General features: G+C 31.7%; 25 protein-coding genes. 24 read left to right on the top strand and 1 reads right to left on the bottom strand.

The features are described 5' to 3' along the window. Nucleotides 1–133 precede the first annotated feature (133 nt). The 16 genes from Q0Q99_RS05495 to Q0Q99_RS05420 all read left to right on the top strand — a co-directional run bounded on the left by Q0Q99_RS05495 (nt 134) and on the right by Q0Q99_RS05420 (nt 18,011). Nucleotides 134–721, top strand: a complete 588-nt coding sequence (locus tag Q0Q99_RS05495) for a hypothetical protein (RefSeq protein ID WP_293892628.1) — start codon at nt 134–136, stop codon at nt 719–721. Next, nucleotides 721–1,929, top strand: coding sequence for a glycosyltransferase (locus Q0Q99_RS05490; protein ID WP_293892625.1), 1,209 nt, complete (start codon nt 721–723; stop codon nt 1,927–1,929). Before Q0Q99_RS05495 ends, Q0Q99_RS05490 begins: the two co-directional genes overlap by 1 nt. A 58-nt stretch (nt 1,930–1,987) precedes the next feature. After that, nucleotides 1,988–3,121: an SDR family NAD(P)-dependent oxidoreductase gene (locus Q0Q99_RS05485; RefSeq protein ID WP_293892622.1), complete on the top strand. Its 1,134-nt coding sequence runs from the start codon at nt 1,988–1,990 to the stop codon at nt 3,119–3,121. After that, nucleotides 3,121–4,359 (top strand): glycosyltransferase family 4 protein, encoded by a 1,239-nt coding sequence (locus Q0Q99_RS05480; RefSeq protein ID WP_293892619.1) that lies wholly within the window; start codon nt 3,121–3,123, stop codon nt 4,357–4,359. The genes Q0Q99_RS05485 and Q0Q99_RS05480 overlap by 1 nt, the downstream gene beginning before the upstream one ends. Before the next feature lie 126 nt (nt 4,360–4,485). Next, a complete protein-coding gene (locus tag Q0Q99_RS05475) occupies nt 4,486–5,661 on the top strand; it encodes a hypothetical protein (RefSeq protein ID WP_293892616.1) in 1,176 nt (391 codons plus the stop codon). Next, nucleotides 5,658–7,070, top strand: coding sequence for an MBOAT family O-acyltransferase (locus Q0Q99_RS05470; RefSeq protein WP_293892613.1), 1,413 nt, complete (start codon nt 5,658–5,660; stop codon nt 7,068–7,070). Before Q0Q99_RS05475 ends, Q0Q99_RS05470 begins: the two co-directional genes overlap by 4 nt. Next, on the top strand, nt 7,070–7,714 hold the full coding sequence (locus Q0Q99_RS05465; protein ID WP_293892610.1) for a hypothetical protein: 645 nt from the start codon (nt 7,070–7,072) through the stop codon (nt 7,712–7,714). The genes Q0Q99_RS05470 and Q0Q99_RS05465 overlap by 1 nt, the downstream gene beginning before the upstream one ends. A 5-nt stretch (nt 7,715–7,719) precedes the next feature. After that, nucleotides 7,720–8,013, top strand: a complete 294-nt coding sequence (locus Q0Q99_RS05460) for a hypothetical protein (protein ID WP_293892607.1) — start codon at nt 7,720–7,722, stop codon at nt 8,011–8,013. Further along, nucleotides 8,000–9,124 (top strand): hypothetical protein, encoded by a 1,125-nt coding sequence (locus tag Q0Q99_RS05455; protein ID WP_293892604.1) that lies wholly within the window; start codon nt 8,000–8,002, stop codon nt 9,122–9,124. The genes Q0Q99_RS05460 and Q0Q99_RS05455 overlap by 14 nt, the downstream gene beginning before the upstream one ends. Continuing rightward, a complete protein-coding gene (locus Q0Q99_RS05450) occupies nt 9,072–10,223 on the top strand; it encodes a glycosyltransferase family 4 protein (RefSeq protein ID WP_293892601.1) in 1,152 nt (383 codons plus the stop codon). Before Q0Q99_RS05455 ends, Q0Q99_RS05450 begins: the two co-directional genes overlap by 53 nt. A gap of 145 nt (nt 10,224–10,368) precedes the next feature. Then, nucleotides 10,369–10,971: a sugar transferase gene (locus Q0Q99_RS05445; protein ID WP_293892598.1), complete on the top strand. Its 603-nt coding sequence runs from the start codon at nt 10,369–10,371 to the stop codon at nt 10,969–10,971. Then, a complete protein-coding gene (locus Q0Q99_RS05440) occupies nt 10,961–11,581 on the top strand; it encodes an acetyltransferase (protein WP_293892595.1) in 621 nt (206 codons plus the stop codon). The genes Q0Q99_RS05445 and Q0Q99_RS05440 overlap by 11 nt, the downstream gene beginning before the upstream one ends. Next, nucleotides 11,574–12,710, top strand: a complete 1,137-nt coding sequence (locus Q0Q99_RS05435) for a DegT/DnrJ/EryC1/StrS family aminotransferase (protein ID WP_293892592.1) — start codon at nt 11,574–11,576, stop codon at nt 12,708–12,710. Before Q0Q99_RS05440 ends, Q0Q99_RS05435 begins: the two co-directional genes overlap by 8 nt. 98 nt (nt 12,711–12,808) lie before the next feature. Further along, the gene (locus tag Q0Q99_RS05430) at nt 12,809–14,722 is read left to right on the top strand and encodes a nucleoside-diphosphate sugar epimerase/dehydratase (protein WP_293892589.1); all 1,914 of its coding nucleotides are present in this window, start codon (nt 12,809–12,811) and stop codon (nt 14,720–14,722) included. A 115-nt stretch (nt 14,723–14,837) separates the two neighbouring features. Next, nucleotides 14,838–15,599: a polysaccharide biosynthesis/export family protein gene (locus tag Q0Q99_RS05425; RefSeq protein ID WP_293892586.1), complete on the top strand. Its 762-nt coding sequence runs from the start codon at nt 14,838–14,840 to the stop codon at nt 15,597–15,599. A gap of 3 nt (nt 15,600–15,602) precedes the next feature. Then, nucleotides 15,603–18,011, top strand: a complete 2,409-nt coding sequence (locus Q0Q99_RS05420; protein WP_293892583.1) for a polysaccharide biosynthesis tyrosine autokinase — start codon at nt 15,603–15,605, stop codon at nt 18,009–18,011. A gap of 5 nt (nt 18,012–18,016) precedes the next feature. On the opposite strand, the gene Q0Q99_RS05415 is transcribed toward Q0Q99_RS05420, so the two are convergent. Further along, complete coding sequence (locus tag Q0Q99_RS05415) at nt 18,017–18,757, bottom strand: CpsB/CapC family capsule biosynthesis tyrosine phosphatase (protein ID WP_293892580.1); 741 nt, start codon at nt 18,755–18,757, stop codon at nt 18,017–18,019. A gap of 160 nt (nt 18,758–18,917) precedes the next feature. Here Q0Q99_RS05415 and Q0Q99_RS05410 point away from each other — a divergent pair, with 160 nt between their 5' ends. The 8 genes from Q0Q99_RS05410 to Q0Q99_RS05375 all read left to right on the top strand — a co-directional run bounded on the left by Q0Q99_RS05410 (nt 18,918) and on the right by Q0Q99_RS05375 (nt 26,849). Next, nucleotides 18,918–19,787, top strand: coding sequence for an ABC transporter permease (locus tag Q0Q99_RS05410; RefSeq protein ID WP_293892577.1), 870 nt, complete (start codon nt 18,918–18,920; stop codon nt 19,785–19,787). Continuing rightward, nucleotides 19,787–21,070 (top strand): ABC transporter ATP-binding protein, encoded by a 1,284-nt coding sequence (locus Q0Q99_RS05405; protein ID WP_293892574.1) that lies wholly within the window; start codon nt 19,787–19,789, stop codon nt 21,068–21,070. The genes Q0Q99_RS05410 and Q0Q99_RS05405 overlap by 1 nt, the downstream gene beginning before the upstream one ends. 73 nt (nt 21,071–21,143) lie before the next feature. Continuing rightward, nucleotides 21,144–21,824: an FkbM family methyltransferase gene (locus Q0Q99_RS05400; RefSeq protein WP_293892571.1), complete on the top strand. Its 681-nt coding sequence runs from the start codon at nt 21,144–21,146 to the stop codon at nt 21,822–21,824. Further along, nucleotides 21,800–22,750, top strand: coding sequence for a GDP-L-fucose synthase (locus Q0Q99_RS05395; protein WP_293892568.1), 951 nt, complete (start codon nt 21,800–21,802; stop codon nt 22,748–22,750). Before Q0Q99_RS05400 ends, Q0Q99_RS05395 begins: the two co-directional genes overlap by 25 nt. After that, on the top strand, nt 22,747–23,922 hold the full coding sequence (locus Q0Q99_RS05390) for a DegT/DnrJ/EryC1/StrS aminotransferase family protein (protein ID WP_293892565.1): 1,176 nt from the start codon (nt 22,747–22,749) through the stop codon (nt 23,920–23,922). Before Q0Q99_RS05395 ends, Q0Q99_RS05390 begins: the two co-directional genes overlap by 4 nt. Further along, on the top strand, nt 23,922–24,740 hold the full coding sequence (locus Q0Q99_RS05385) for an alpha-1,2-fucosyltransferase (RefSeq protein ID WP_293892562.1): 819 nt from the start codon (nt 23,922–23,924) through the stop codon (nt 24,738–24,740). The genes Q0Q99_RS05390 and Q0Q99_RS05385 overlap by 1 nt, the downstream gene beginning before the upstream one ends. 3 nt (nt 24,741–24,743) lie before the next feature. Continuing rightward, nucleotides 24,744–25,808, top strand: a complete 1,065-nt coding sequence (gene gmd, locus Q0Q99_RS05380; RefSeq protein ID WP_293892559.1) for a GDP-mannose 4,6-dehydratase — start codon at nt 24,744–24,746, stop codon at nt 25,806–25,808. A 12-nt stretch (nt 25,809–25,820) separates the two neighbouring features. Next, nucleotides 25,821–26,849 carry a glycosyltransferase family 2 protein gene (locus Q0Q99_RS05375; RefSeq protein WP_293892556.1) on the top strand — a complete coding sequence of 343 codons (1,029 nt, stop codon included), beginning with the start codon at nt 25,821–25,823 and terminating at the stop codon, nt 26,847–26,849. The last annotated feature ends 113 nt before the right edge of the window (nt 26,850–26,962 follow it).

Below are 26,962 nucleotides of genomic sequence, written 5' to 3'. Positions count from 1 at the left end.
TAAGTCTGAAATAAAACAACTGTCATTTTTTTGATGCCTTGTTTTGAGAAACGAGAGATTTTAAAAATTAAATAACTGAATAACAATTAGATAAAAAATAAAAATAGTCTTTTTTATTTTTTATCGGACATTAATGATATTTTATGTCGTTTTAAAAGTAAGTTTAAAATTATTTCATGCGCCAGATGGCTTTTTAATATTTTTTCACTATACCCGTTTTGGATGTTTGACTCTAGGTGCTCTCGGCGCTTATTTGTATTATCATAACAGCGATAAAGTAAAATGGATTATAAGTAAATGGTGGTTAGAAATTTTGGCTTGGCTAATATTATTGGTGGTTGCATTCAATAAATTTCACTTAGCCTCTGTCATAGACCATGAGATTATATCTGTAGTTACTTTAATTATTATTTTTAATCAAATTGCTAATCCAAAACGATTGGTGTCTTTAGAAAATAAATTGTTTGATTATTTGGGAAAAATTTCATTCGGTCTATATGTCTACAATCCTTTAATTATATATGCAATGTCGTTTTTGCTAAATCGATTTGTGATTGAGAATGCATTTTTGAAGCAAGTAGTAATTTATATAACCGTTTTATCAGCAATAGTTTTAGTAGCTCATCTTTCATATCATTATTTTGAGAAACATTTTTTAAAACTTAAGTTCAATTATACGACTATTCAAAGTGCAGCAAGTAAATCAGAATCGGTAGACTAATGCAAAACATTCTTTTCATTACCTGGGATGGACCACAAACCAATTATATGGAAGGATTGTTTATGCCTATCCTCAGCGAAGTTCAAAAAAGTGCCAATTATAGAATTCATATAATCCAATTTACATGGGGAACTCAAGAAAGAATAGCAATTACTCAAAAAAAAGCAGCAGCACTTGATGTAATATACACAGCCAAGACAATTTCAAGGAAACCGGTTGCCGTTTTGGGAAGTTTACTGACATTGTATTCAGGGATTAAATTTCTAAAAAAATATATCAACAACAACAAGATTGATATTGTAATGCCAAGAAGCACCATGCCGTCTATCATGGTTAACCGATTGAAAAAAACTAATTTTAAAATCTTATTTGATGCTGATGGATTGCCACTGGAAGAACGTGTAGACTTTTCAGGGTTATTAAGAACAAGCAGGCAATATCGTTTTTTTAAAATGGAAGAAACAAAAATGCTACAACAAGCTGATGGCGTGATAACGCGTTCACAAAAAGCAATTGACATTCATTTAGAAACAATACATCATAAAAGACCTGAAAGGTTCTCAGTAGTTTTCAACGGAAGAAACATCGATTTTTTCAAACCCAAGGGCTCAATGAAAAGCCAGATACAGGCTGAACTGAACATACAACAAAATGCTAAGCTATTTGTTTATTGTGGTTCTTTAGGGCCTCAATATGGCTGGGATGAAATGATAGTTATATTTCAAAAATACCAACAAAAATATTCTGATGCATTTTTTTTAATTTTAACAGGAAATATGGAATTTGCTAAACAACGAATTCCGGCTGAATTGTCCAAAAATATAATGATTAAAAAAGTACCTTTTGAAGAAGTACCAAAATATCTTTCAGCTGCTGATATTGCTTTTGCGATCCGAGAACCAAAATTCAGTATGCAAGGAGTTGCACCAATTAAACTTGGAGAATATTTACTAATGGGAATTCCAACGATTGCTTCCGCCGGAATAGGTGATTCCGAGGAATTGATAAAACAGGTACCTAATACATTTTTGTTTTATCATGACAAACCAAATGCAATTGATGAGGCTTTACGTTTTGTTGAAAATCTTTCGGAGATAAATCACCAAAAAATCCGAGAATTTGGAATTAACTTTTTTTCTGTTGAAAAAAGTGCCGAAAGTTATATTCAATCTTTCAATAAATTATCTAATATTTGCAATTGTATATAGATGAAATCTATTTTTACTATTCACACTTTACTGCTATTAAATATAGCGTACCCAATATATGAAGAGCAATGTATTAATTACTGGAGGGGCAGGTTTTATTGGCTCTAATTTAGCACTTAAACTTATAAACCAAGGATATTCAATTACGGTTTTGGACAACTTGTCCGAACAAATCCATGGAAATCCTGACACCTCAACTCTTTACCAATCCATAAAAGATAAAGTCAACTTTATACAAGGCGATGTTAGAAATAAAGAAGATTGGTACAAAGCCTTAAAAAATCAAAATATAATAATTCATTTAGCGGCAGAAACAGGAACCGGTCAATCGATGTATGAGGTTCAAAAGTATGTTGAGGTCAATGTCAACGGTACAGCCTTGCTTTTGGATTATCTGGTTAATGAAAAACACGACGTTAAAAAAGTGATTATAGCTTCTTCTCGGGCAATTTATGGAGAAGGAAAATACGATTGCACGGTTCACGGTATAGTCTATCCGGCAGAGCGTCAGGAGAAAGATTTATTAAAATCCGATTTTGAGCCTAAATGCCCCCTGTGTAACCAAACTGTCACCATATTGGCCACCGATGAAAATTCCAAAATTCATCCTTCATCAGTATATGGAATAACCAAACAGAATCAGGAGCAAATGGTTTTAAATGTTTGTAAATCAATAGGGATTCCTGCAGTAGCTTACCGCTACCAAAATGTTTACGGACCGGGACAATCCCTCAAAAATCCTTATACCGGAATTTTATCTATTTTTTCTACCCAAATCAGGAATGGAAACAACATAAACATTTTTGAGGACGGTAAAGAAAGCAGAGATTTTGTTTTTATTGAGGATGTTGTAGATGCGACTATTTTAGGAATTCAAAGAGAAGAAGCCAATGATGAGGTCTTTAATGTGGGTTCGGGTATAGCGACTTCAGTTATGCAAGTAGCTACTACGTTGAAAAATTTTTATCAGGCAGATATTGCTATCAATATTTCCGGTAATTATAGATTGGGGGATATCCGACACAATTTTGCTGATTTGAGTAAGATAAAAACCAAGTTGGGATTTGAGGCTCAATATGATTTCGCTACAGGTGTTAAACAATTCGTGGATTGGGTTAAATCGCAAGAAGTGACGGAAGATAATTATTCGAAATCAATAGAAGAGATGAAGGCTAAAGGTTTATTCAAATAATGAGCAGATTTGTCTTTTTTTCAATGAATAATTTTGAACATGAAGGTGGCGGAACAATTCGTATGCTGGGCATTATGAATGAACTTTCTAAAAGAAATCATGAAGTCATCTTTATTTCTAATACTAAAAAATTTCATCTTTTTGAAAAAAATATCAAACATGTAACCATCAATTTTTCATTATCCAGAAAAGATAAAAGAATTTTTCAGGGATTATTGGGTTTATTGCCCAATTTTATTATGTGTCTGATTTATGCGAAGCTATTTAACAAACTTCGTCAAATCTTCAAGGATAAGTTTGACAAAGAAACAATTTATTTCTTCGAGTATTTAGACAATTCTATAGGCTATTGCTTGAAATCAATAAACATCATTACAAATTATATTAATGATTTGCATGGAGTTGCCACCTTGGAATTCAAGTTTCAGGCCGAACACGCTAAGTCATTAAGCGAAAAAATTAAGTTTTGGGTAAAATATAAAATATCGGATTGGCTTGACAGTAAGGTTTTCAATTTAGCGGAAGGATTTATTTTCGCCAGTCAGGCGATGCAGGATTACTTTACAGAGCAATATCCAAACGTGTTTCAAAAAAGAAATTATATTTTACCTTATGTATTAAGCTCAGTTGCGATTACAGAAAAAGTTGATAGCGATTTGAAAGGGGAATTACAGCGAAAGTTTAATTGTCAGCCGAATGAAAAAATAATTTTTTTTGCCGGAGCATTTAAGAAAACGGGTGGCGTTCCCGATTTAATTTTGGCATTTGAAAAAATAGTAAATCAGAACAATACAAGGCTTTTTATTGTGGGTGACGGACCAACAATGCCAGAATGCGTGAGTATTGTTAAAGAAAAGAATATTGCGGACAAGGTTGTTCTTATCGGCAGAATTCCATACCATCAGTTAAGGACCTATCAGGATTTATCGGATATTATTGTTTGTCCCGATAAGCAAAATGTATATTCAGAATTGATTGTACATGTTAAATATCTGGACGCCTTAATATCGGGCAAACTGGTAATAAACGGAAGTTTTAAAAGTGTGAAAGAAATTAATGTGGATGAATTTCTTTCGGTTGATTTTAAACCTTCGGATGTTGAAAGTTTGAGTAAAGCGATACAGTATTCATTAGATAATTTGGAAATGTTTTCTCAAAAGTATGCCAATAATAAAGAGTATGCTAAACAAAATCTAACTTATGCTTCACATGTATCGATTTTGGAGAAAAATGATTGAATACTTTTGCATATAATTCGATTACATTTAATAAAGTAACAGATGCTCAATAAACATCCGACTAAATAAAAAATGTTATTTTTACCCGCTATTAAAGCTGCTTGATTAGAGTTTAAAAAAAAAGATATGGATTTTATTGTTGTTGTTTTTAGTATAATCTGTGGCTTCTTATTTATTCAGTCATTTAAGAATAAATTAGCATCTGATCATTTGAGTACTTTAAGATTGATTTTTGTATATCATATCCTATTTGGACTATATAATTATTTCTTTTTTGGGAGTGACCCAGTTCGTTATTGGGCCTTGGCCAAAACACTGAGTTATCAAGATTTTGTCACCTATATTTTTGAAAAATCTGGAACATATTTTATGTTTGCTTTAGATTATTATCCTTCACAAATATTAGGATTGTCTTATTTTACAGGGACAATGATATATACTACTGTGGGATTTATAGCTATTGCGTATTTCTATATTATAGCATTGGAACTAGTCCCTTATAATTCAAAATTTAAAGGATATAACCTTTTTCCGTTATTATTTTTTCTTCCCAATCTTCATTTATGGACTTGCACAGCAGGAAAAGATACTATTTCATTCTTCTGTGGAGCTATTTTTTGTTATGGACTATTAAAGCCTTACAAAAGACTTCCGTTACTCATAATTGCGCTCATTTTTTCTTACGCCGTAAGACCTCACATTGCTTTGTTTTTGGTAACAGGATATGGTTTGGGTTTTGCATTGAGTTCAAAAGTAACGCCATTTAAACGCTTTTTATATGCCACAGTTTTTATTGCGGCTGCCTTTTTTATTTTACCATCGGTAATGCAATATGCCAAAATTGAAGAAGCAACTTTAGATTCATTCAGTGAATTTTCAGGAAATAAAGCTGGTTTATTGAGTAGGTCAACAACAGGTTCAAGAATTGATATATCATCATATCCTCTTCCATTAAAGCTTTTTACTTTTTTATACAGGCCCCTGTTTTTCGATATCAATGGAATTCCTGCATTATTAGCTTCTATAGAAAACTTATTTTTATTAGTTTTGTCTTTTAGGGTTTTTAAAAGCAAACCAATAGAAACTTTTAGGAAAGCTCCAATGCCCATAAAAGGAATGTTACTCTACCTTTTTATAGGAACATTAGCTTTTTCCCAAACTTTAGGAAATTTGGGAATTATTATTAGAATGAGAAATATGTTTCTCCCCGGTTTAATTATATATTTTCTTTGGTCATTTTCCTATGCTACAGAAAAGGGTATGAAGAAAACCAAAATCATCAAATTAACCCCTCAACAATGATTTTCAATTCGGAAGCATTCGCTGTTTTTCTGCCAATAGTCTTTTTATTATACTGGTTTGCTACCAATAAAAATATCAATTCACAAAATCTTTTGTTATTAGTGGCGAGTTATGTTTTCTATGGATGGTGGGACTGGCGTTTTCTATTCTTACTAGTTTTTTCTACATCACTGGATTATTACACAGCCCTAAAAATGTTCAAAGCCGAGACAAAAAAACGGAAGATGTTTTGGTTTTGGCTAAGCATAAGTATCAACTTAGGGTTTTTAGGGGTTTTTAAATACTATAATTTTTTTGCGTCGTCGTTGGCTGATTCTTTAAGTGCCCTAGGATGGACTGTAAGTCCAACTGCTTTATCAGTTATTTTGCCTGTTGGGATTTCATTTTATACGTTTCACGGCTTATCTTATGTAATTGATATTTATAAAGATAAAATAGAACCCGAAACCAATGTAATTACCTATTCGTTATTTGTTAGTTTTTTCCCGTTGTTAGTAGCCGGACCTATTGAAAGAGCCACACATTTACTTCCGCAGATAAAGAAAAAACGTTTTTTTACTGATGTAATGTTCAGAGAAGGAATTTTTCAAATAGCTACCGGTTTTTTTAGAAAAATGGTTATTGCCGATAACTTGGCTGTATATGTTGATAGCGTTTATGGAAATGCGGATATTCACAACTCAAGTTCGTTGCTTTTAGCATCGATTTTTTATACATTCCAAATCTATTTTGATTTTTCCGGATATTCGGATATAGCTATTGGAACTGCTAAGCTGTTTGGTTTCTCTTTAAAAGAAAACTTCAATTTTCCTTATTTCTCCAAATCGTTAACCGAATTTTGGAGACGTTGGCATATGTCACTTTCTTTTTGGTTAAGAGACTATTTATACATATCACTTGGAGGTAATAGAAAAGGAATTAAAATTACCTACCGAAACTTAATGATTACAATGCTTCTAGGAGGTTTGTGGCATGGTGCGTCCTGGAATTTTGTAATTTGGGGAGGCATTCATGGACTGGTTTTAAGCATTGAGAAATTCACTTTCCAAAAATTAAAAATTACAGATTTTGGTTTCTTGGGTAGTATTCTAACTTTTGCCATAGCGGTTACTGCGTGGGTATTTTTTAGATCACCAGATATCCACACTTCTGTTTATATAATATCTAAGTTTTTCACTAACGATTATGGAGCTCCTTTTATTGGTGATATCAATATAATGACTAATACGTTAGCTATGTTATTTGCAGGCCTTACTCTTGATACTTATTTATTTAGCTCAGGCTTTTCTGTGGAGAAATATGGAAGTAAAATAAAAACGACAGGTTTAGTAGCTTTAATTTCAATATTTGTTATGTGTGTTGTGCTTTTCTATTCAAATACTACTAATTTTATTTATTTTCAATTTTAATGAAGTCACTTAAATTAGCTTTTATAATTGTTTTAGTATTGTTTTTGGTGGATAAATTAATTTTTTTCTGTTTAGCGAATGTAGAGAAAAAGGTATTAACAGGCGAAGGTGTAGGTAAACTTAATCAGTTTGATTTGGTTAAAGACACAACAAAATATATAGTGTTTGGTAACTCTAGAGCTAATCATAATGTTAACCCGGAAGTTCTTGGCAAGTCTGCCTATAATATTGGAGTTGGTGGTCGAAAAATGGCTTTTAGTGCTACTCTAATCCAAACATTGCCAAAGAAGAAAAAGCAGTTTGTTTTCTTGCAGATAGATCCTGCCTATGTCTTTGATACTACTTATGTTGGAAATGATATAGATGCTTTGTATGTAAAATACCATCAGAATAAAATTATCAAAAGCAAAATAGATGAAATTCATAAAGAAAATGTTTTTTCTTTATTTTTTTGGTCACTTGATTATAATGGATTGGTATTTTCAATTTTGTCAAATAGGCTCCAACCAAAGTACGATTATAACCATTACAGAGGTTATGATCCAATAGTTAACACCAAGGAACAAAAAGAAATGTTTATTAAGCGAATTAACAACTTGTCATACAATAAAATTGCAATAAAAGCTATATTCCATCTCGGTTAGAGGAAATGTATTTAAAGCAAATCACAGATTTTTGTACTCAAAACGGTAAGGTTTTAATTCTTTTTACTTCTCCAGTTTACAAGGATAGTTGCAAAAAAGATAATCAAGCTATGAGCCAATTGATGAAGAAACATAATATAACATATTATGATTTTACCGATTATTTTGAAAATGATGATAATATTGATTATTGGAGGGATGAAGCGCACTTGTCCAAAAAAGGAGCTGATAAATTTTCATTAATTTTGGCAGATGCCCTCAAAAGAGAACTGAAAAACAATAGCTGTGAAAGTAAATAAAATAAAATTTATTCTTTTTCTCTATCATTTGTTGTTTACCATCGTGTCTTATCAATATGCTGTTAACAACAAGGCTGATTCTCATCTTTATTGGGCAAAAACATTCAGTATTGATCAATATTCCTGGTTAGATTTTTTAGATTTAAACACTAATTTTATATTATTTCTTAATTACCCGTTAATTATATTAGGTTTCCCTTTTTTGTTTGGCTTTTTGCTTTATTGTATCATCGGTTTTTTAGGCATTTTAAAATTTATTCAATGGGCAGAACTTGCTTTTGTAGGTGGTTTTGAGTTCAGGGGAATAAACATGTCGTATCTTATTTTTTTCCTTCCTAATCTTCATTTTTGGACTGCTACTTTAGGAAAAGAACCAATAATATTTTGGGGTATTGCCTCGGTTTTATTTGGGATTACAACCGAAAAGTACAAATCGTTTAGTTTTATATTAGGCAGCCTAGCGATTTTGATTATTCGTCCACATGTTGCGTTGATGTTGCTTAGTGCCATTGCTGTTGTATTTCTTTTTCATAAAACCTTTTCACTTAAAAGAAGAATACTCCTAGCTGCTATAACTTTTACAGGAGTATTGGTATTGCTGTATGTTGTATTTCAGTCAACCAATATCAACTATTGGGATTGGAAAAGAATATGCTATTTTAATGAGTATTCTATACTTTCTTTTAAGCATTCAGGATCGTATGTTCCGATGTTGGATTATAGTTATGGTTATAAATGGTTTTCCTTTAATTTCCGTCCGCTTTTTTTTGATGCTCATTCAACTCTAACCGTTTTAGCCAGTATTGAAAATTTATTTTCACTGGTTGTTTTTGTCACGGCGCTGTTTTTAATTATCCGATTTTACCATTCAATAGATTTTACAGTGCAAATTAAAGTTATCTTTTTATTTACATTTATAGCTTGTTTGTTATACGTGGAGCGATACGCCAATTTGGGTATTTTTATGCGGACCAAAATAATGTTTTCACCCCTTTATGCTAATTGCTTTATTTTGTATTATCAAACAGGGTGTTACTTTGAACCATTCCAAAACTTAAATGAAAAATCAAAAACTTTTCCGAATAACCACTGTTCCGCTTTCGCTAGATAAATTATTATCCGGGCAGTTGCATTTTATGAGTTCCTATTACGATGTAACTGCAGTATCTTCAGAAAAAGAATATTTGGAAAAAATCGGAAAAAGGGAAAAAGTGAGCACATTTCATCTCGAAATGTCGAGAAAAATAACACCAATACAAGATTTTCTGGCTGTTATTAAACTCTATCGTTTTTTGAAAGTAAATAAACCGCTGATTGTACATACTCATACACCAAAAGCAGGAATAGTGGGAATGCTCGCGTCTAAAATGGCTGGTGTACCGCATCGATTACATACAGTAGCCGGATTACCTTTACTAGAAACAAAAGGGTTGAAACGTAAGCTTTTAGATTTTGTTGAAAAACTAACCTATAGTTGTGCCACTAAAGTCTATCCGAATTCGCATGGATTGCTAGACATAATAGCAAAAAACAGCTATTGTTCAGTAACCAAGTTGAAAGTAATTGCCAATGGAAGTTCTAATGGAATAGATACAAAATATTTTAATTCAAACCTATTTTATGAAACTCCAAATCTGGAGTTAAAAAAAGAGTTGGCTCTGACGACTTCAGATTTTGTGTTTATTTTTATTGGCAGATTGGTGACCGATAAAGGAATCAATGAAATAGTGGCAGCTTTCAAAGTTGTAAATGTAAAATATCCGAATGCGAAATTATTATTAGTTGGAGATTATGAATCCGATTTAGATCCATTGCTACCTTTAACATTACTGCAAATCCAAACCAATGATGCCATTATTACTGTTGGTTTTCAAAGTGATGTGCGCCCTTATTTGTCTATGGCTGATGCTTTAATTTTTCCAAGTTATCGTGAAGGTTTTCCCAATGCAGTCATGCAGGCCGGGGCGATGGGTTTACCTGCAATTGTATCCAATATAAATGGTTGTAATGAAATTATTGTGGAAGGCGAAAATGGAACTATTATTCAGGTAAAGAACACATCAGCAATCATTGAAAAAATGGAATTACTAATGACGGATGAGAATTATTTCAAAAAGATAAAGTCAAATGCCAGAGAAATGATAGTGTCACGTTACGAACAAAAGCTAGTTTGGGAAGCAATTTTACAGGAATATAAGAATTTGGATTGAGTTTTTTTGGTTATCTGCTGTCAGTTTTTGATGTCTGATTTGCTTTGTGTTTTGTTTAATCACACTAAATTGTTTTTTAATTAGTTTTGTGTGAAGTTTAAAATCTTAAAACGCTAAATAATAGTTATTTTTGCAAAAAAAAAGAATGTATACTAAAGGAGTCAAACCCGCAGCCGATTTTTTCGCAGCTTTAATAGGATTGATTATATTATCTCCCTTATTTATATTAATTACAATTTTACTGTTTATTGCCAATAATGGGAAACCGTTTTTTTTTCAATTGCGCCCTGGAAAGAATGGTGCCATTTTTAAAATTGTTAAGTTCAAAACTATGAACGACAAAAAAGATGCAAACGGACAATTACTACCAGACGCTCAAAGATTAACCGCCGTAGGTAGTTTTGTTCGTAAAACTTCTTTAGACGAAATACCACAATTAATCAATGTGCTAAAATGCGATATGAGCCTAGTTGGACCAAGACCATTACTTACGCATTACCTACCTTTATATACTGATTTTCAAAACCGTCGCCACGAAGTTAAACCTGGCATAACAGGCTGGGCACAGGTAAATGGTAGAAATGCTATATCTTGGGAGAAAAAATTCGCCTACGATGTTTGGTACGTCGATCATATTTCTTTTATTTTAGATTTAAAGATATTTTTCAAAACGATGTTAAAAGTGTTAAAAAGTGATGGTATTAATGCGGCAAATGCAGCAACTATAGAGCCTTTCAATGGAGAATAGCATAACCTTATACGGAGCAAGCGGACACGGTAAAGTAATTATTGACATACTCAATGCTGCAGGGGTAAAAATTAAGTCAGTAATTGATGACAATCCAAAATCAGCATCTATTTTGGATATTTCTATTACAAAAACCAGTGAATTTGATATGTTCTCTTTAGGTAAAACTATAATTTCTATTGGAAATAATAGGGTTAGAAAAAAGCTTTCCAAATCCCTTCGTGCTAATTTTGTAAAGGCCATACATCCGTCGGCCAATATTTCTCTGAACGCTATTATTGGCGAAGGAACTGTAGTTATGGCTGGAGTTGCAATAAATCCTGATACAATTATTGGAAAACACTGTATTATTAATACTAATGCTACTATTGAACACGATGCATTAATTGACGATTTTGTGCATATTTGCCCTGGAGTTTCCTTGGCGGGAAACGTTACCGTTGGTGAAGGTACTCAAGTTGGTATTGCCGCGACAGTTATTCAAGGACTTTTTATTGGAAAATGGGCCACCATAGGTGCTGGAGCGGTAGTAGTCAGCAATGTCCCGGATTATGCTGTGGTAGTGGGAAATCCGGGAAAAATAATAAAATACAATCTTACAAATGAATAATTCAAAAATATGGCTCTCTTCTCCTCATATGGGAGGAAGTGAAGAGCACTATGTAAAAGAAGCTTTTGATACGAATTGGGTAGCACCACTTGGTCCAAACGTTAGCGGTTTTGAACATGATTTAGAAGGGTTTTTGGATGACGGTGTATTCGTTGCGGCACTTAGTTCCGGAACGGCGGCAATCCATTTAGGATTAATTTTATTAGGAGTTCAGGCTGGTGATGAAGTAATCTGCCAAAGCTTTACATTTTCTGCTTCCGCTAATCCAATAGTATACCTTGGTGCAACTCCCGTTTTCATTGATAGTGAAATAGCTACTTGGAATATGTGTCCGATTGCTTTAGAACAGGCAATTATTGATAGAATCTCGAAAGGGAAAAAACCAAAAGCTATAATTCCGGTTCATTTGTACGGAATGCCTTTTAAAGTATCCGAAATTAAAGCAATAGCCAAAAAGTATGAAATTCCAATACTCGAAGATAGCGCAGAAGCACTAGGAAGTACTTACAAAGGTAAAAAGTGTGGCACTTTCGGAGATATTGGCGTTTTATCATTTAATGGTAATAAAATAATCACTACTTCAGGTGGAGGAGCATTAGTTGCACATTCAAAAAATCTAAAAGACAAAGCAGTCTTTTTAGCTACGCAGGCAAGAGATGATGCGCCTCATTATCAGCATTCGGAAATTGGCTACAATTATAGATTAAGTAATATTTGTGCAGGAATTGGAAGAGGACAGATGGAAATTTTAGAAGAACATGTGAGTTTGAGACGTGAAATGCATGATTTTTATGAGAAATTTTTTAGGAATATTGAAGGCGTATCCGTTTTTCAAGAACCCAATGCAGATTTTTATTCGAATTTTTGGTTGTCATGCATTATCATTGACCCTAGCCGTTTAGGGAAAACAAGAGAAGATTTAAGATTAGCATTAGAAATTGCAAATATCGAATCAAGACCGTTGTGGAAACCTATGCATTTGCAACCCATTTTTGAAATGTATTCATTTTATGGCGAGAATGTATCAGAAACCCTGTTTAAAAATGGCTTGTGCTTACCTTCAGGCTCAAATTTGACTGAAAATGATAAAGATAGAATTCAGGATGCTCTTTATCGATTTTTTAAATAATACTTTCGTGTAAAAATAAAAATAGCATATTTTAGCTTAAATTTGCCATTTACCCAAAGAACATGATTTACCCTTTTTCAAAGGCGCTTAAAGGAACTATGTCCAGCAAAAGATTCCGTAACATTGGTTATTTGCCGAGATGGATTATTTTTGCCATTGATGTTTGTATAGTGGCAGTAGCTTGTACAATGACATTTGTTATTGTACACAGTTTAAATGTTAAATTGTATACCGTCATCACTGTTTTTTCTCAATATGCCTTAGTTGTTGTAGTGAATGCAGTTTTCTTTATATTTTTTAGGACTTACAGCGGAATAATAAGGCATTCTACTTTTATAGATGGCGTTAAATTGTTGGTAGCTACTTCTAGTTCTTATTTGACTTTAATGGTTATTAATTATTCCTTTCAAATTATTACCAATAATAAATTATTACTATCTCCCGGACTTTTTATTACCTATGTTATCTCTTTTTTATTATTGTTTCTTTTTCGAATTCTGGTCAAAAATTTTTTCGAAAAGTATTTGCAAGTTGAAGACAGGAAGCAATTAATCAGGGCAGTCATATATGGAGCTGATGCTAATGCAATTTCGGTAGCGAATGCATTAAAAACAGAAAAACCATCTCGATTTAAAGTTGTTGCTTTTGTCGATAAATTTAAACAGGATAAAACCTCAAAGAGCATTCTTGATCTACCAATTATCAATCAGACCAAAAGCATTCACGTAATTTTACGATCTGTTAACGCTGAATCACTCATTATTGCAGAAAAAAGTTTGACAAAAGAAGAAACAATAGCGATTGTGGAAGAATGTTTGGAATATAATTTAAAGGTTTTTACCGTTCCTTTGATTACGGATTGGGAAGATCAAAAACAAATATCCAATCAGTTAAAGAATTTTGCAATTGAAGATTTGCTGGAAAGAAAACCTATTGTTTTAGATAACAAAAAAATATCAGCACAAATTAAGGGCAAAAGAGTTATGATATCTGGCGGTGCAGGTTCTATTGGAAGTGAAATTGTTAGACAGATACTCAGTTTTCAACCCTATAAAATAATCATACTTGATCAGGCAGAATCACCTCTACACAGTTTGCATTTAGAAGTCTCAGCAATCTCAAACGATGTAAGAATTAGAACGGTATTAGCAGATATAAAAGATTATAATGCCCTTGAATCAGTTTTTGAAAAGTATAAACCCGATTTTGTTTATCATGCGGCGGCTTATAAACACGTTCCTTTGATGGAAGAGAACCCATCGCAGGCAATCTACACTAATGTAATTGGGACAAAAAACATCGCAGATCTGTCAACCAAATATCTTGTTGAAAAATTTGTGTTAATATCTACAGATAAAGCAGTAAACCCAAGCAGCGTTATGGGCGCCAGTAAACGTATTGCAGAAAAATACGTGCAATCGTTAAATTATCATCTTGTAAATTCAAAGAAAAAAATAGTAACTAAATTCATCACTACCCGATTTGGAAATGTTTTGGGGTCTAATGGTTCTATTGTTCCATTATTTACAAAACAAATTCAGGAAGGCGGACCAATAACTATCACGCATCCCGAAATCATTAGATATTTTATGACTATCCCGGAAGCGTGTCAACTGGTACTAGAAGCCGGAGCGATGGGTATTGGGGGTGAAATTTATATTTTTGATATGGGTAAACCGGTAAAAATTATTGATTTAGCCAAAAAAATGATTCGATTGGCGGGATTTATTCCTGATAAGGACATTAATATTAAAATTATTGGATTAAGACCAGGGGAAAAATTATATGAAGAATTGCTAAATGACACCTCAAAAACACTGCCTACTCATAACATGAAAATCATGATTGCACAAGATACTATTGATAATTTCCAAGATTTTCAAATAGCTATTGCAGAACTAATAACTACTGCGCAGGAGAAATCCAACCAAGACATCGTCACTATAATGAAGAAAATAGTTCCGGAGTTCAAGAGTATGAATTCAGAGTTTCAGGTATTAGATATTGATTAGTTTACCATTTTATATGTGTATCCACTTAAAAATATAAAAACAAATTGTAGCTTTGCAACTTCAAAAAAAGGATACATTTAATTTGGCAAAAAGATTACTATAAATTATAACTATAATGATAAAAAAAATATTCTTACTATTACTGTCTCTGGCTATAGTTTCCTGCGCAAGTAAAAAAGACATTCTCTATTATCAAGATTTAAATACCGGTTCACAAGAGTATATAAATTATTTGTCAAGTTCCATTCAAATAAACGATATATTATTTATAAAAGTTTCCGCTTTAATTCCTGAATCCGCTGAACCTTTCAATATACAAATTGGTACAAATGGCAGTAATATTAATATTGAGACCTATAGGATTCAAGGGTATTTAGTGTCACAGGAAGGAACAATTGTTTTTCCAATTCTAGGCACTATAAATTTAGCGGGTAAAACTACAGTTGAAGCTCAAAACCTTATTGCTAAATTTCTTACAGATGGCGGCTATATCAAAGAACCAAAAGTAAGTGTTAGAGTAATAAATAGTAAAATAACTATTTTAGGCGAAGTTAAGAATCCTGGCACTTATAATTATGATGAACAGAATTTGTCACTAAATCAGGCAATTGGTTTAGCGGGTGATTTAACTATAAATGGCGTTAGAAAAGACGTATTGGTAATTAGGGAAGTTAATGGTGTGCGAACCTATGCACATGTAGATTTAACCTCTTCAGATTGGTTTTCGAGTCCTTATTATTATATTAAACAAAATGATGTTATCATAGTCAATCCCAACAGTCCAAAAATTACATCATCTGGTTATTTGAACGGTCTTGGGACTACTTTAGGATTCATATCGTTTGGGATAACTATTTACTTATTGTTAAAAAAATAATTAATGGAGAATATTCATGTTGAATCAGAAAACAGTCAAAACGAGATTAATATTTTAGATCATATCTTCAGGTATTTAAGATATTGGTATTGGTTTTTGATTTCTATGTTAGTTTGCTTCTTTATTGTTAAAAATTATTTGAGTCATACGATAGCAATTTATGAATCCAGAGCTAATATTAAAATTATTGATGATTCAAAAAATAATTTTGTCATACCTAGTCCTGGTCTGGCATCATATTCCAAAACAAAAGTAAATTTAGACAACCAAATAGAAATTCTTAAATCTAATAGATTATTAACACAAGTAACTAAAAATTTAAGTTTAAATACCCAATATTTTAATGTAGGTTATTTAAATAATATTGAAATATGGAAAAATAGACCATTTAATATTGAGTGGTTAGGTTCAAGTCTTGACATGGATAAAAAGTCTTTTACTTTAGAAATTGAAATTGTTAAAAATGGATATAAGATATCTTCTTTCAATGGAACAGAAATTAATAAAGTCTTTCCTTTTAATTCAATACAATATTTAAAAGGAATGCCATTTAACTTGCAACTTCAAATAGGAACTAAAATAAACACTCTTTTAGAAAGAAAATATTTAATAAGCCATTCCTCTGTTGAGTCAATAGTCATGGGACTTGCTAACAATTTGAAAATTGTAAATAAGAATGAAAACTCTGACATACTTACTATTTCATTAAATTCAAGCAATAAGGATCGTTCGGAGGCTATATTAAACGAAATTATCAAACAATATGATATTGATGGCTTAAATGATAGAAGGTTAGTCTCAGAGAAAACGATTGAATTTGTCAATAATCGATTTAAATCTCTAGAACGTGAATTAGATTCTATAGAAACTAATAAGGCGAATTATAAGACTAATAACGAATTAACATATATAGAGTCTGATGCTTCGTCAGCAACCTCGGGAAAAATTGCTGCAAACACCAATGTTTTTGAAACAGAGACACAAATAGCACTATCTAAAATATTAGAGCAAACCGTAAAAGCAGATAAGAAATTAAATTTGTTACCAACAAATATTGGAGTTTCAAATGGAAATGTAAATGGTCTGTTATCTGATTTTAATCTTGTTGTTTTAGAAAGAGATAGATATTTGGTCAGCGCAGGTGATAATAACCCCAGAGTCATAATTTTGAACAGTAAATTATTAGAACTCCAAAAAAACATTATGGAGTCGATAAAAGCTTATCAAAGAGAGTTAGAGGTGTCGCTTTCACAAAATAACTTAACAAAAAAGACTTCGACTGATAAGTTTCGAAACATACCTAATAATGAGAAAATTTTAAATTCGATTGAACGTCAACGAGATATAAAGGAATCACTTTATATCCTGCTATTACAAAAAAGAGAAGAAGCAGCCGTTAATCTGGCCATCACTTCCTCATCCATTAAAGTTGTAGATTATGCACTTACTGACGTAACACCAATCTCGCCAAAAAAGAGTTCATTCTATATGGGGGCATTACTTGTTGGATTGTTGATACCTTTTTTAGTTTTGTATATAAGTCATTTGCTCGACGATAAAATTCATACCAAAGAGGATATTTTAAAATATACCAAAAATAAAATCATACTCTCTGAAATCCCACACATCGATTCTGAGAATAGAGTAACAGACAGTAATGATAGGTCTTTGCTTGGTGAATCTTTCAGAATTTTGAGAACAAATTTGACTTATATTTTCCCCTTGCAAAAAGAAAAGCAAGCGCAAACTATTATGGTTACTTCTACTATAAAAGGAGAGGGTAAAACATTTACAGCGTTAAATTTAGCTATTTCATTTTCAATAATGAATAAAAAGGTATTACTAATTGGCGCTGACATACGAAATCCTCAATTGCATAACTATTTAGATCTCAAGAAAAACGAACTCGGGCTTCAGGATTATTTGCATAATTTAGCTATCGATTGGCATAGTATAGTAAAACCAAGTTTAATAAATAATACATTAGATATTATTTTATCGGGAATCATTCCACCAAATCCTGCTGAATTGTTATCAAATGGACTACTTGACAAACTTATTACTGAAGCAAAAAATGAATATGATTATATTATTTTAGATACGGCTCCCATTCTTTTGGTTACCGATACATTAATAATATCCCAGTTGGTTGACACCACTTTATATGTAATTAGAGCAGATTTTACACCTAAGAAAATATTAGAGTTTTCAGTAAATTTGAGTGAAAAAGGCAAATTGAAAAATATGGCTTACGTAATTAATAATGTTGGTTCTAATTACAAAGGCTATGGTTATAGTTATGGGTATAATTATAAATATAGCTACGCTTATGGATATGGCTATGGCTATGATAATGAAACTGGGAAAAAAGTATCGTTTTTGAAAAGATTGTTTTCAATTTTCAATATGTAATAACATCAAAAATCAAAGATAAAATTGTTTTGAAAAATAGGGGTCAAGTACTCATAATTTTTTAAAACAATTTTTTTATTAAGGTATTCCAAATGGCGGGTATGATGTACATCAGAACCAATAAAATCTATTAAGCCTTCCTTTACTAAAAAATTTGAAATTTTAACCACTTGTTCACCATAGTAACCCGTTGCTGACAACATATTTAGCTGAAATAAACAGCCAACATTTTTAAGTTTTTTATATTCATCCAATGAACGATGGTAAAAGTTGTATCTTTCAGGGTGTGCTAAAATGGGTTGGTAACCAGCAGATTGTAATTCAAACAAAATATCATACAATTGAATTGACGGGCTGATATAAGACATCTCAACTAATACATAATTTTCTTTTAAAGTTAATAATTGTTCTTTTTTGAATAATTCTCTGAACTCTTCGTCAATCATATATTCCGCGGCAGCTTTGAGACGAATGTTAATACTTGGAATTTCAAGTTCATGTATCGTAGCTAATAACTTTTTTTGAATTTCAGGGCGCGTATTTTTCCAAACTTCACCCATTACATGTGGTGTCGTGATAAATTTTTTGATACCAATTTCTTCCAAACCTTTTATTAAGCACGCAGTATCTTCTATAGATGTTGCTCCATCATCAATTCCAGGTAATAAATGCGAATGAATATCCACAAAGTTGTCGGGAATCAAATCTCTTAAAAAGGGATTTTTTGGTTTAAAAAAATGTATCAAAATGAGTATTTAATTATGCGAAATTAATCAATTTAATATCTATTATTCAATTTAAATGAATTAGTAAATAAAAACAACTAATTCTTTTTAAAGGCTTTCTAATTTATATATTTGCAATTGTTAATTAACTTTTAACGCTTGTTTGAATCGAGAAATTATAATGAAAAATTACAGTCCGTCTGAAGATTGGGATTTAATAATCAAAGGGCATACTTCACTTTTTGACATTAAATTTAATGACCTTTGGAATTATAGAGATTTATTGGTGATGTTTGTAAAACGGGATTTTGTTAGTTTTTATAAACAGACCATTTTAGGGCCGCTATGGTTTTTTATTCAGCCCATTTTTACAACAATAGTATTTTCATTTGTGTTTGGAAATCTCGCAGGGATTAGTACAGACGGATTACCAAAGTATTTGTTTTATCTCACAGGAATTACTTCTTGGACTTATTTTTCAGATTGTTTAAGTAAAACAAGCACTGTTTTCAGAGATAACGCAAGCATTTTTGGTAAAGTATATTTTCCCCGATTGATAATGCCATTGAGCATCGTTGCAAGTAACTTGGTGCGATTTGGAGTGCAATTGCTTTTGATGCTTTGTATGATGCTTTACTTTTATTTGTTTCCTATAGAGGGAACAAGTTTTCATGTGACTTACGGAATTTTTTTATTCCCTGCTTTGATATTATTGATGGCTTTACTTGGATTGGGTTTGGGTCTTATAATTACAGCGTTGACGACAAAATATAGGGATTTAACGTTTTTGGTAACTTTTGGTGTACAACTTTTAATGTATGCTACTACAGTGATATATCCGCTAAGTTATGCTAAAGAAAAAGGGTACGCATTCATTGTTGAACTTAACCCGATGACAGGAATTATCGAAGCTTTTAGATATGCGTTCTTAGGAAGGGGAGAATTAACGATTTACAGTTTAGGATATTCAATACTCGTCACAATAATCATTTTTTTCTTAGGAATTCTAATATTTAATAAAACGGAAAAAAACTTCGTAGATACAATCTAATGGCGGAATCAGTTATTATAGTGGAAAATTTATCTAAAGCCTACCAAATAGGTCAAATAGGTACAGGGACATTATCTAAAGATATTGATCGTTTTTGGCAAACAAGAGTTCTCGGGAAAGAAGATCCATTTTTAAAAATAGGAGAAACGAATGATAGAAGCACTAGCGGCGAGAGCAATATCGTTTGGTCATTAAAAGATATCAATTTTGAAATACAACGAGGGGATGCTGTCGGAATAATTGGTAAAAATGGTGCTGGAAAAAGTACACTTTTAAAATTACTTTCACGTATTACCAGCCCAACTTCCGGTGAGATAAAAGTAAAAGGCAGAATAGCCAGTTTGCTCGAAGTTGGTACAGGTTTTCACCCAGAATTGACAGGAAGAGAGAATATTTACCTTAACGGTGCTATTCTTGGTATGCGAAAAAAAGAAATTACCAGGAAATTAGAAGAAATTATTAATTTTTCTGGCGTTGAAAGGTATATTGACACGCCTGTAAAACGTTATTCTTCAGGAATGTATGTTCGATTGGCTTTTGCAGTTGCCGCACATCTTGAAAGCGAAATTTTGATAGTTGACGAAGTTTTAGCGGTAGGTGATGCCGAGTTTCAGAAAAAGTGCCTTGGGAAGATGGGTGATATTAGTAAAGGTGAAGGAAGAACAGTTCTTTTTGTTAGTCACAATATGTCAGCTGTAAAAAGTTTGTGTCAAAAAGGAATATTATTGGAAAATGGATTGATAAAAAGTATTGGGGATATAGATAAAGTCATGAGCTCCTATACTTCAAATGTAAATTCAAAAGAAAGTCAAGTTTTTTTTGATGAACAAACTAAAAGAAGTGGTAGTAAAAATTTAGAATTTCTTTCTTTGGAAATCAGAAATCAGCATGATGTCCTTACTCAGGAATATTCAATAGGTGATGATTTGAATGTTAGGTTTAGAATTAGAAATAATGCTAATGAAGGCAAGTCTGAAGTTGCAATTCAAATTAAAACTACCGATGAAATGCCTTTGTTCCATGTTATGGCAAGGGATTCTAATTATGAAATAAAACATTCTCAACACGAGGAAGTTTATAATGTTTGTATTAACGATTTACGTCTTTTTCCGGGAACCTACATTATTGGTTTAGTTAGTGCCAACACTACCGGACACCAAATTTACGATCTAATTGAAAACACTTTAACTTTTCAAATTATTGACGGAGGAACTTATACACAAAGAAATTTACCAAGATCAGCAGGACTATTATTTTTAAATCCGCAATGGAAGAAATGTTAAAAGTATAGAACCTATATTTTATAATGAATGTTGTTTTTAAAATAATAAACGGGGTAATAATTGACAAAATAAAATGATTTCAAGAATAAAAAAAGCCATTAAAGTTTTAATAAATTACAAAACAAAGAAAGTGTTTTCGCCGAACGATTTGATCCAACATAAAAGAGTACAACCATGGTTTGCTATCAACGGCGATGATACATTGCGGCTCAATTATGATTTAAATAATAGCTCTATTGTCTTTGATGTTGGAGGTTATAAAGGTGAATTTGCTTCTGAAATCTTATGTAAATACAATGCAACTATTTATATTTTTGAACCTATCAAAGAATTTTATGACATTGTAAAAAATAAGTTTATTTATAACGAAAAAATAAATTCTTATAACTTTGGTTTGGCAGGAAAAAACAAAGAAATGCAAATAAGTCTGTTAGAGAATTCTTCCTCCATTTATTTGAAAGGTGAAAATGCTCAAACCATACAGCTAAAGTCAATAGTTGAGTTCATGCAAACAAATAATTTTACTCAAATTGATTTAATCAAAATTAATATAGAAGGGGGAGAATATGAACTTTTAGAATCCTTAATTGAAAATAATTGCATAACGCATTTTAAAAACATACAAGTTCAATTTCACGACTTTATAATCGAAAATGCCAAAGAAAGAATGCAGGCAATCCAAAAAGAATTATCAAAAACACACGAATTGACATATCAATTTGAATTTGTATGGGAAAATTGGAAACTAAAATAGACCGTTCTGCAAAATTGTTGATAACCGGACATCGAGGAATGCTGGGTAGCAAAACTTTAAAGTTATTTAAAGAAAATGGTTATGATAATATAATAACTGCAACACACTCTGAATTAGATTTAACAAATCAATTAGCGGTCGAAGATTTTTTTCTGAGGCATACTCCGGATTATGTTATTCATCTCGCAGCCAAAGTAGGCGGTATAAAAGCGAACATAGATAATCCTGCTATTTTCTTGTATGATAATTTGTTGATGCAAGCCAATGTAATACATTCAGCCTTTAAAAACAATGTTAAAAAGTTCGTTTTCATAGGCAGTTCTTGTATTTATCCCGCTAATTCTCCCCAACCAATGAAGGAAAATTATCTCTTGGATGGTAAATTAGAACCCACAAATGAAGGATATGCCATTGGAAAAATTACGGGAATAAAATTATTGGAAACGTATCATAAGCAATACGGATTTAACGGCATAAGTTTAATTCCAAGTAATTTGTATGGAGAAAATGATACATTTGATCTAGATCACGCGCATGTTTTATCTTCTTTGGTCAAAAGATTTATTGACGCCAAAAACAATAACGAACCATCAATTACACTTTGGGGAACCGGAATTGCACGCCGGGAGTTTATGCATGTTGACGATTTTGCAAAAGCAATATTATTCTTTTTTGAAAATTATTCTAATACAAATCCGATAAATATTGGAACTGGAACCGATATGAGTATCAATGAATTAGCATTATTAATTGCAAAAAAAATTACTTATACAGGTAAAATTTTGTGGGATCAAACCAAACCAAACGGAATGTTGAAAAAATGTATGGATGTTTCAAAAATGAAAAGCCACGGATTTAAACCTTTAATTTCTCTTGAGAAAGGAATTGATCAAGTGATTCAAAGTTATCAAAAACAAACATTATGAGATTACCATTAATGCGAAAAGCATTTCTTAGAGAAGAAGAAACAAAACTAGCGCTTGCTAATTTCATTATATCAGCTGACCGATTAAGTATGGACGCTGAATGTAAGAAATTCGAAAAAAAATTTGCCTCATTTCAGGGTTGTGAACATGCGGTCTTATTTAACAGTGGTGCTAGTGCCAATTTGGCAATGCTACAAGCGTTAAAAAATCTAGGCAAATTAAAAGATGGTGATAAAATAGGATTTTCTGCATTAACATGGTCGACTAATACCATGCCTATCCTACAATTGGGTATGATTCCGGTAATTATTGATGTTACACCAGAAGTAATCAATACCACCTCAGAAAATCTAATGGAAAGAATAGCAACTACCAATCTGCAAGCGCTGTTTATAACCAATATATTAGGATTTACCGGTGATATAGATGTAATCAGAAAGATTTGTGAGGATAAAAAAATTATTTTGATTGAAGACAATTGCGAATCTTTGGGAACACAATTACCAGAGGGTAAATCAGGAAATTTCGGAGTTGGTTCCAGTTTCTCATTTTTTGTCGCCCATCACATGAGTACTATTGAAGGCGGAATGGTTTGTACAAGTGATACGGAGTTTGCCGAAATGCTGACTATTGTAAGAGCTAATGGGTGGGATAGAAATTTGACAAACGGGCAACAACAAAAATGGCGAAGTCAATATAATATTGAGTCAGAGTTTCAAGCCAAATATACTTTTTATGATTTGGCATACAATTTCAGACCAACCGAAATAACTGGTTTTTTAGGTCAATATCAAATGCAATTTTTGGAAGAGAATATCCAGAAACGGGAACAGAATTATCTTAGAATTGAAAAATCTGTAAAAAACAATCCTGATTTTATTTTACTTGAACATAGTCATATTAACACTCTCTCTACTTTTGCATTTCCTTTTGTTTGTAAAACGACAAAATTAAGAGCTCACTATTTGCATAAATTTAATGAAGCAGGAGTTGAAATAAGGCCAATGATAGCAGGAAATATGCAGGAACAACCTTTCTATAAAAAATATGTTACGGAACTGTATGAATTACCCGGAGCAAATATGGTACATCACAATGGTTTTTATTGTGGTAACTACCCTGAATTGTTAGAGGCAGATTTGGTACTAATAGAAAATTTATTAAAAAAGTAATGATTATTGTTACAATTTATGGAGGATTAGGAAACCAAATGTTTCAATATGCAGTAGCAAAAGCTTTGTCTCTCGAAAAAAAGCAAGATTTAAAGCTCGATATTTCAGGATTCGAGCATTATACGTTGCATAAATACTCCTTGCATCATTTCGATATTAAAGCTGAATTTTATAAAAAACCTAATAGATATTTAAGAAAATTTCAAGATCTTCTATTTACGAAAACAACTTACTCTGAAATTGATTTTGGCTTTAATACTGAGGTTTCTCAACTTAAAGGGGATTATATTTTTTTAAATGGTTATTTTCAGTCAGAGAAATATTTTTTAAAATATAAAAATGAAATCCTTAAAAGATTTGAATTTAAATCTAAATTGAAACCTAAAACCCAGGAAACAATAGACTATATTACTGCTGTGAATTCAGTTTCACTTCATATTAGAAGAGGAGATTATGTTAATAACCCTAAACACTACATAGATCAGGAAGTATATTATCAAGATGCAATGGCAATTATTGAAAGCAAAATAGAAACCCCTGTTTTTTTTATTTTTTCAGACGATATAAATTGGGTTAAGGAAAACATGACATTTAAACATAAAGCAATTTTTATCGATTTTAATGATTCATTATCTAATTTTGAAGATTTAAAATTGATGTCAACTTGTAAAAACAATATTATAGCAAATAGTAGTTTTAGTTGGTGGGGCGCATGGTTGAATAAAAATGAAAAGAAAATTGTCATTGCACCAAAGAAATGGTTTAATGATGACACCAATAGTAACGATATTATACCAGATTCCTGGATAAAAGTTTAGAACATGAAAAAAGCATTGATTACAGGAATAACAGGACAAGATGGTGCCTATCTTGCTGAATTTTTATTGAATAAAGGCTATGAAGTTCATGGTATAAAGCGAAGAGCATCTTCTTTTAACACCCAAAGAATAGATCATTTGTTTAAGGATTTACACGAAGACAATGTGAAATTCATATTACATTATGGTGATTTATCAGATTCTACCAATTTAATTAGAATTATCCAAGAAGTGCAACCCGATGAAATCTACAATCTTGGTGCCATGTCTCATGTTAAAGTAAGTTTTGATACACCGGAATATGTGGCTAACGTGGATGGATTGGGAGCGTTAAGACTATTAGAAGCAATAAGGATTTTAGGGTTAACTCAAAAAGTTAAAATATATCAAGCTTCTACATCAGAACTATATGGCAAAGCTCAAGAAGTTCCTCAAACAGAAAAAACGCCATTTTATCCAAGATCGCCCTATGGTGTTGCTAAAATTTATGCCTATTGGATTACTGTTAATTATAGAGAAGCCTACAACATATTTGCCAGTAATGGCATATTATTCAACCATGAATCTCCATTGAGAGGAGAAACATTTGTAACCCGAAAAATCACTATGGCAACTGCCAAAATAGCACTTGGATTGCAAGATGTATTATATATTGGAAATCTTGATTCACAACGCGATTGGGGACATGCCAAAGATTATATCGAAGCCATGTGGTTAATTTTGCAACAGGACAAACCAGATGATTTTGTAATAGCAACTGGAGTTACAACACGTATTAGGGATTTCGTTGTCATGGCTTTTGCTGAATGTGGTATTGTAATAGAATATGATGGAGTGAATGAAAATGAAATTGGTTATGTAAAATCATGTTCAAATCCTTTATATCAATTAGAAACGGGAAAAGTAGTTGTAAAAGTTGATTCGAATTATTTCCGTCCAACAGAAGTCGATTTATTAATAGGTGACGCAACAAAAGCTAGAACAGTGTTGGGATGGAAGCCAAAATATGATTTGAAAGCGATTGTTGAAGAAATGGTAGAATCTGATATTAAGTTATTTTCAAATTAAGCAAAATATTTTATGCTAAAACCATTTATAACCGTTTTAATGCCTGTGTATAATTGTGAAAGATTTATACAACAAGCTATTGAAAGTGTTTTAAATCAAACTTACAGCAATTTTGAATTTTTAATTATTGATGATTGTTCTACAGACCAAACCATATCTTTTATCAAAAAATATAATGATTCGAGAATTAATTTTATTGAAAAACCAATAAATTCTGGATACACTATAAGTCTAAATTTAGGATTTAAGATTGCTAAAGGAAAATATATAGCCCGAATGGACGGCGATGATATTTGTGTGCCGACACGATTTGAAAAGCAAGTTTTATTTTTGGAAGAAAACCCAGATGTTATAGTATGCGGATCATTGAGTAAAATCCTCGGAACAAATACTATTATGATAGTTCCAGAAAACCACGAAGAAATTAAATTAGCAATGCTAAAAGCTAATTGTATCATTCACCCTTCTGTAATGATACAAAAAAAAAGTATTGATGAGTTTTCAATAGTTTATGATACTTCTAAAGAACCTGCTGAAGATTATGATTTATGGGTTCGTTTAGCAATTTTAGGTAGCCTATATAATCTACAGGAAGTTTTACTTCACTATAGAATGTATGATGAACAAGTATCTAATGTGCGTAACGAAAATCAAAAAAAAATAGCTAAAGAGTGCCGACTCAAATTGTTAAATCATCTGCCATTTGCAAAAATGGAAAATGAAATAATAGTCTTGAAGAAGTTTATAGAATACGATGTTTCTATAAAATTTACGGAAATTTTACTGTACCACGAAAAAATAAAGAAAAGTATATTACAGTCTAATGTAAATGGGTTTTTTGAAAAAAAAGGACTTGAAGACTATTTAAGTTATATTGAATATGAAACGGTTAAGGCTTACTTCCTAAGGCGAAAAAAATATAATCCTTCTATATTTTTTAATTATCTGAAAATTAGATCAGTTGTTAGTCTAAATTTCGTTTTTAGAGATGAATTTAAGTTATTTTTGAAATCATTTAACCCGTTGGGTGTAATTATTTGAAGTAAAATAAATTGATTAGATATTGGTCAAGATACTGAAATTCAGTATCTTGATGTCGCCAAACAAACCAATATCTATGTCAAATATAGTAAAAAATTATTTTAGAGTTTTAG

Origin of the sequence: Flavobacterium sp., from assembly GCF_025352425.1 — a bacterium.
Lineage (GTDB): Bacteria > Bacteroidota > Bacteroidia > Flavobacteriales > Flavobacteriaceae > Flavobacterium.
Note: the sequence above shows the minus strand (reverse complement) of the source record. Positions and strands in the feature narration are given on the sequence as shown.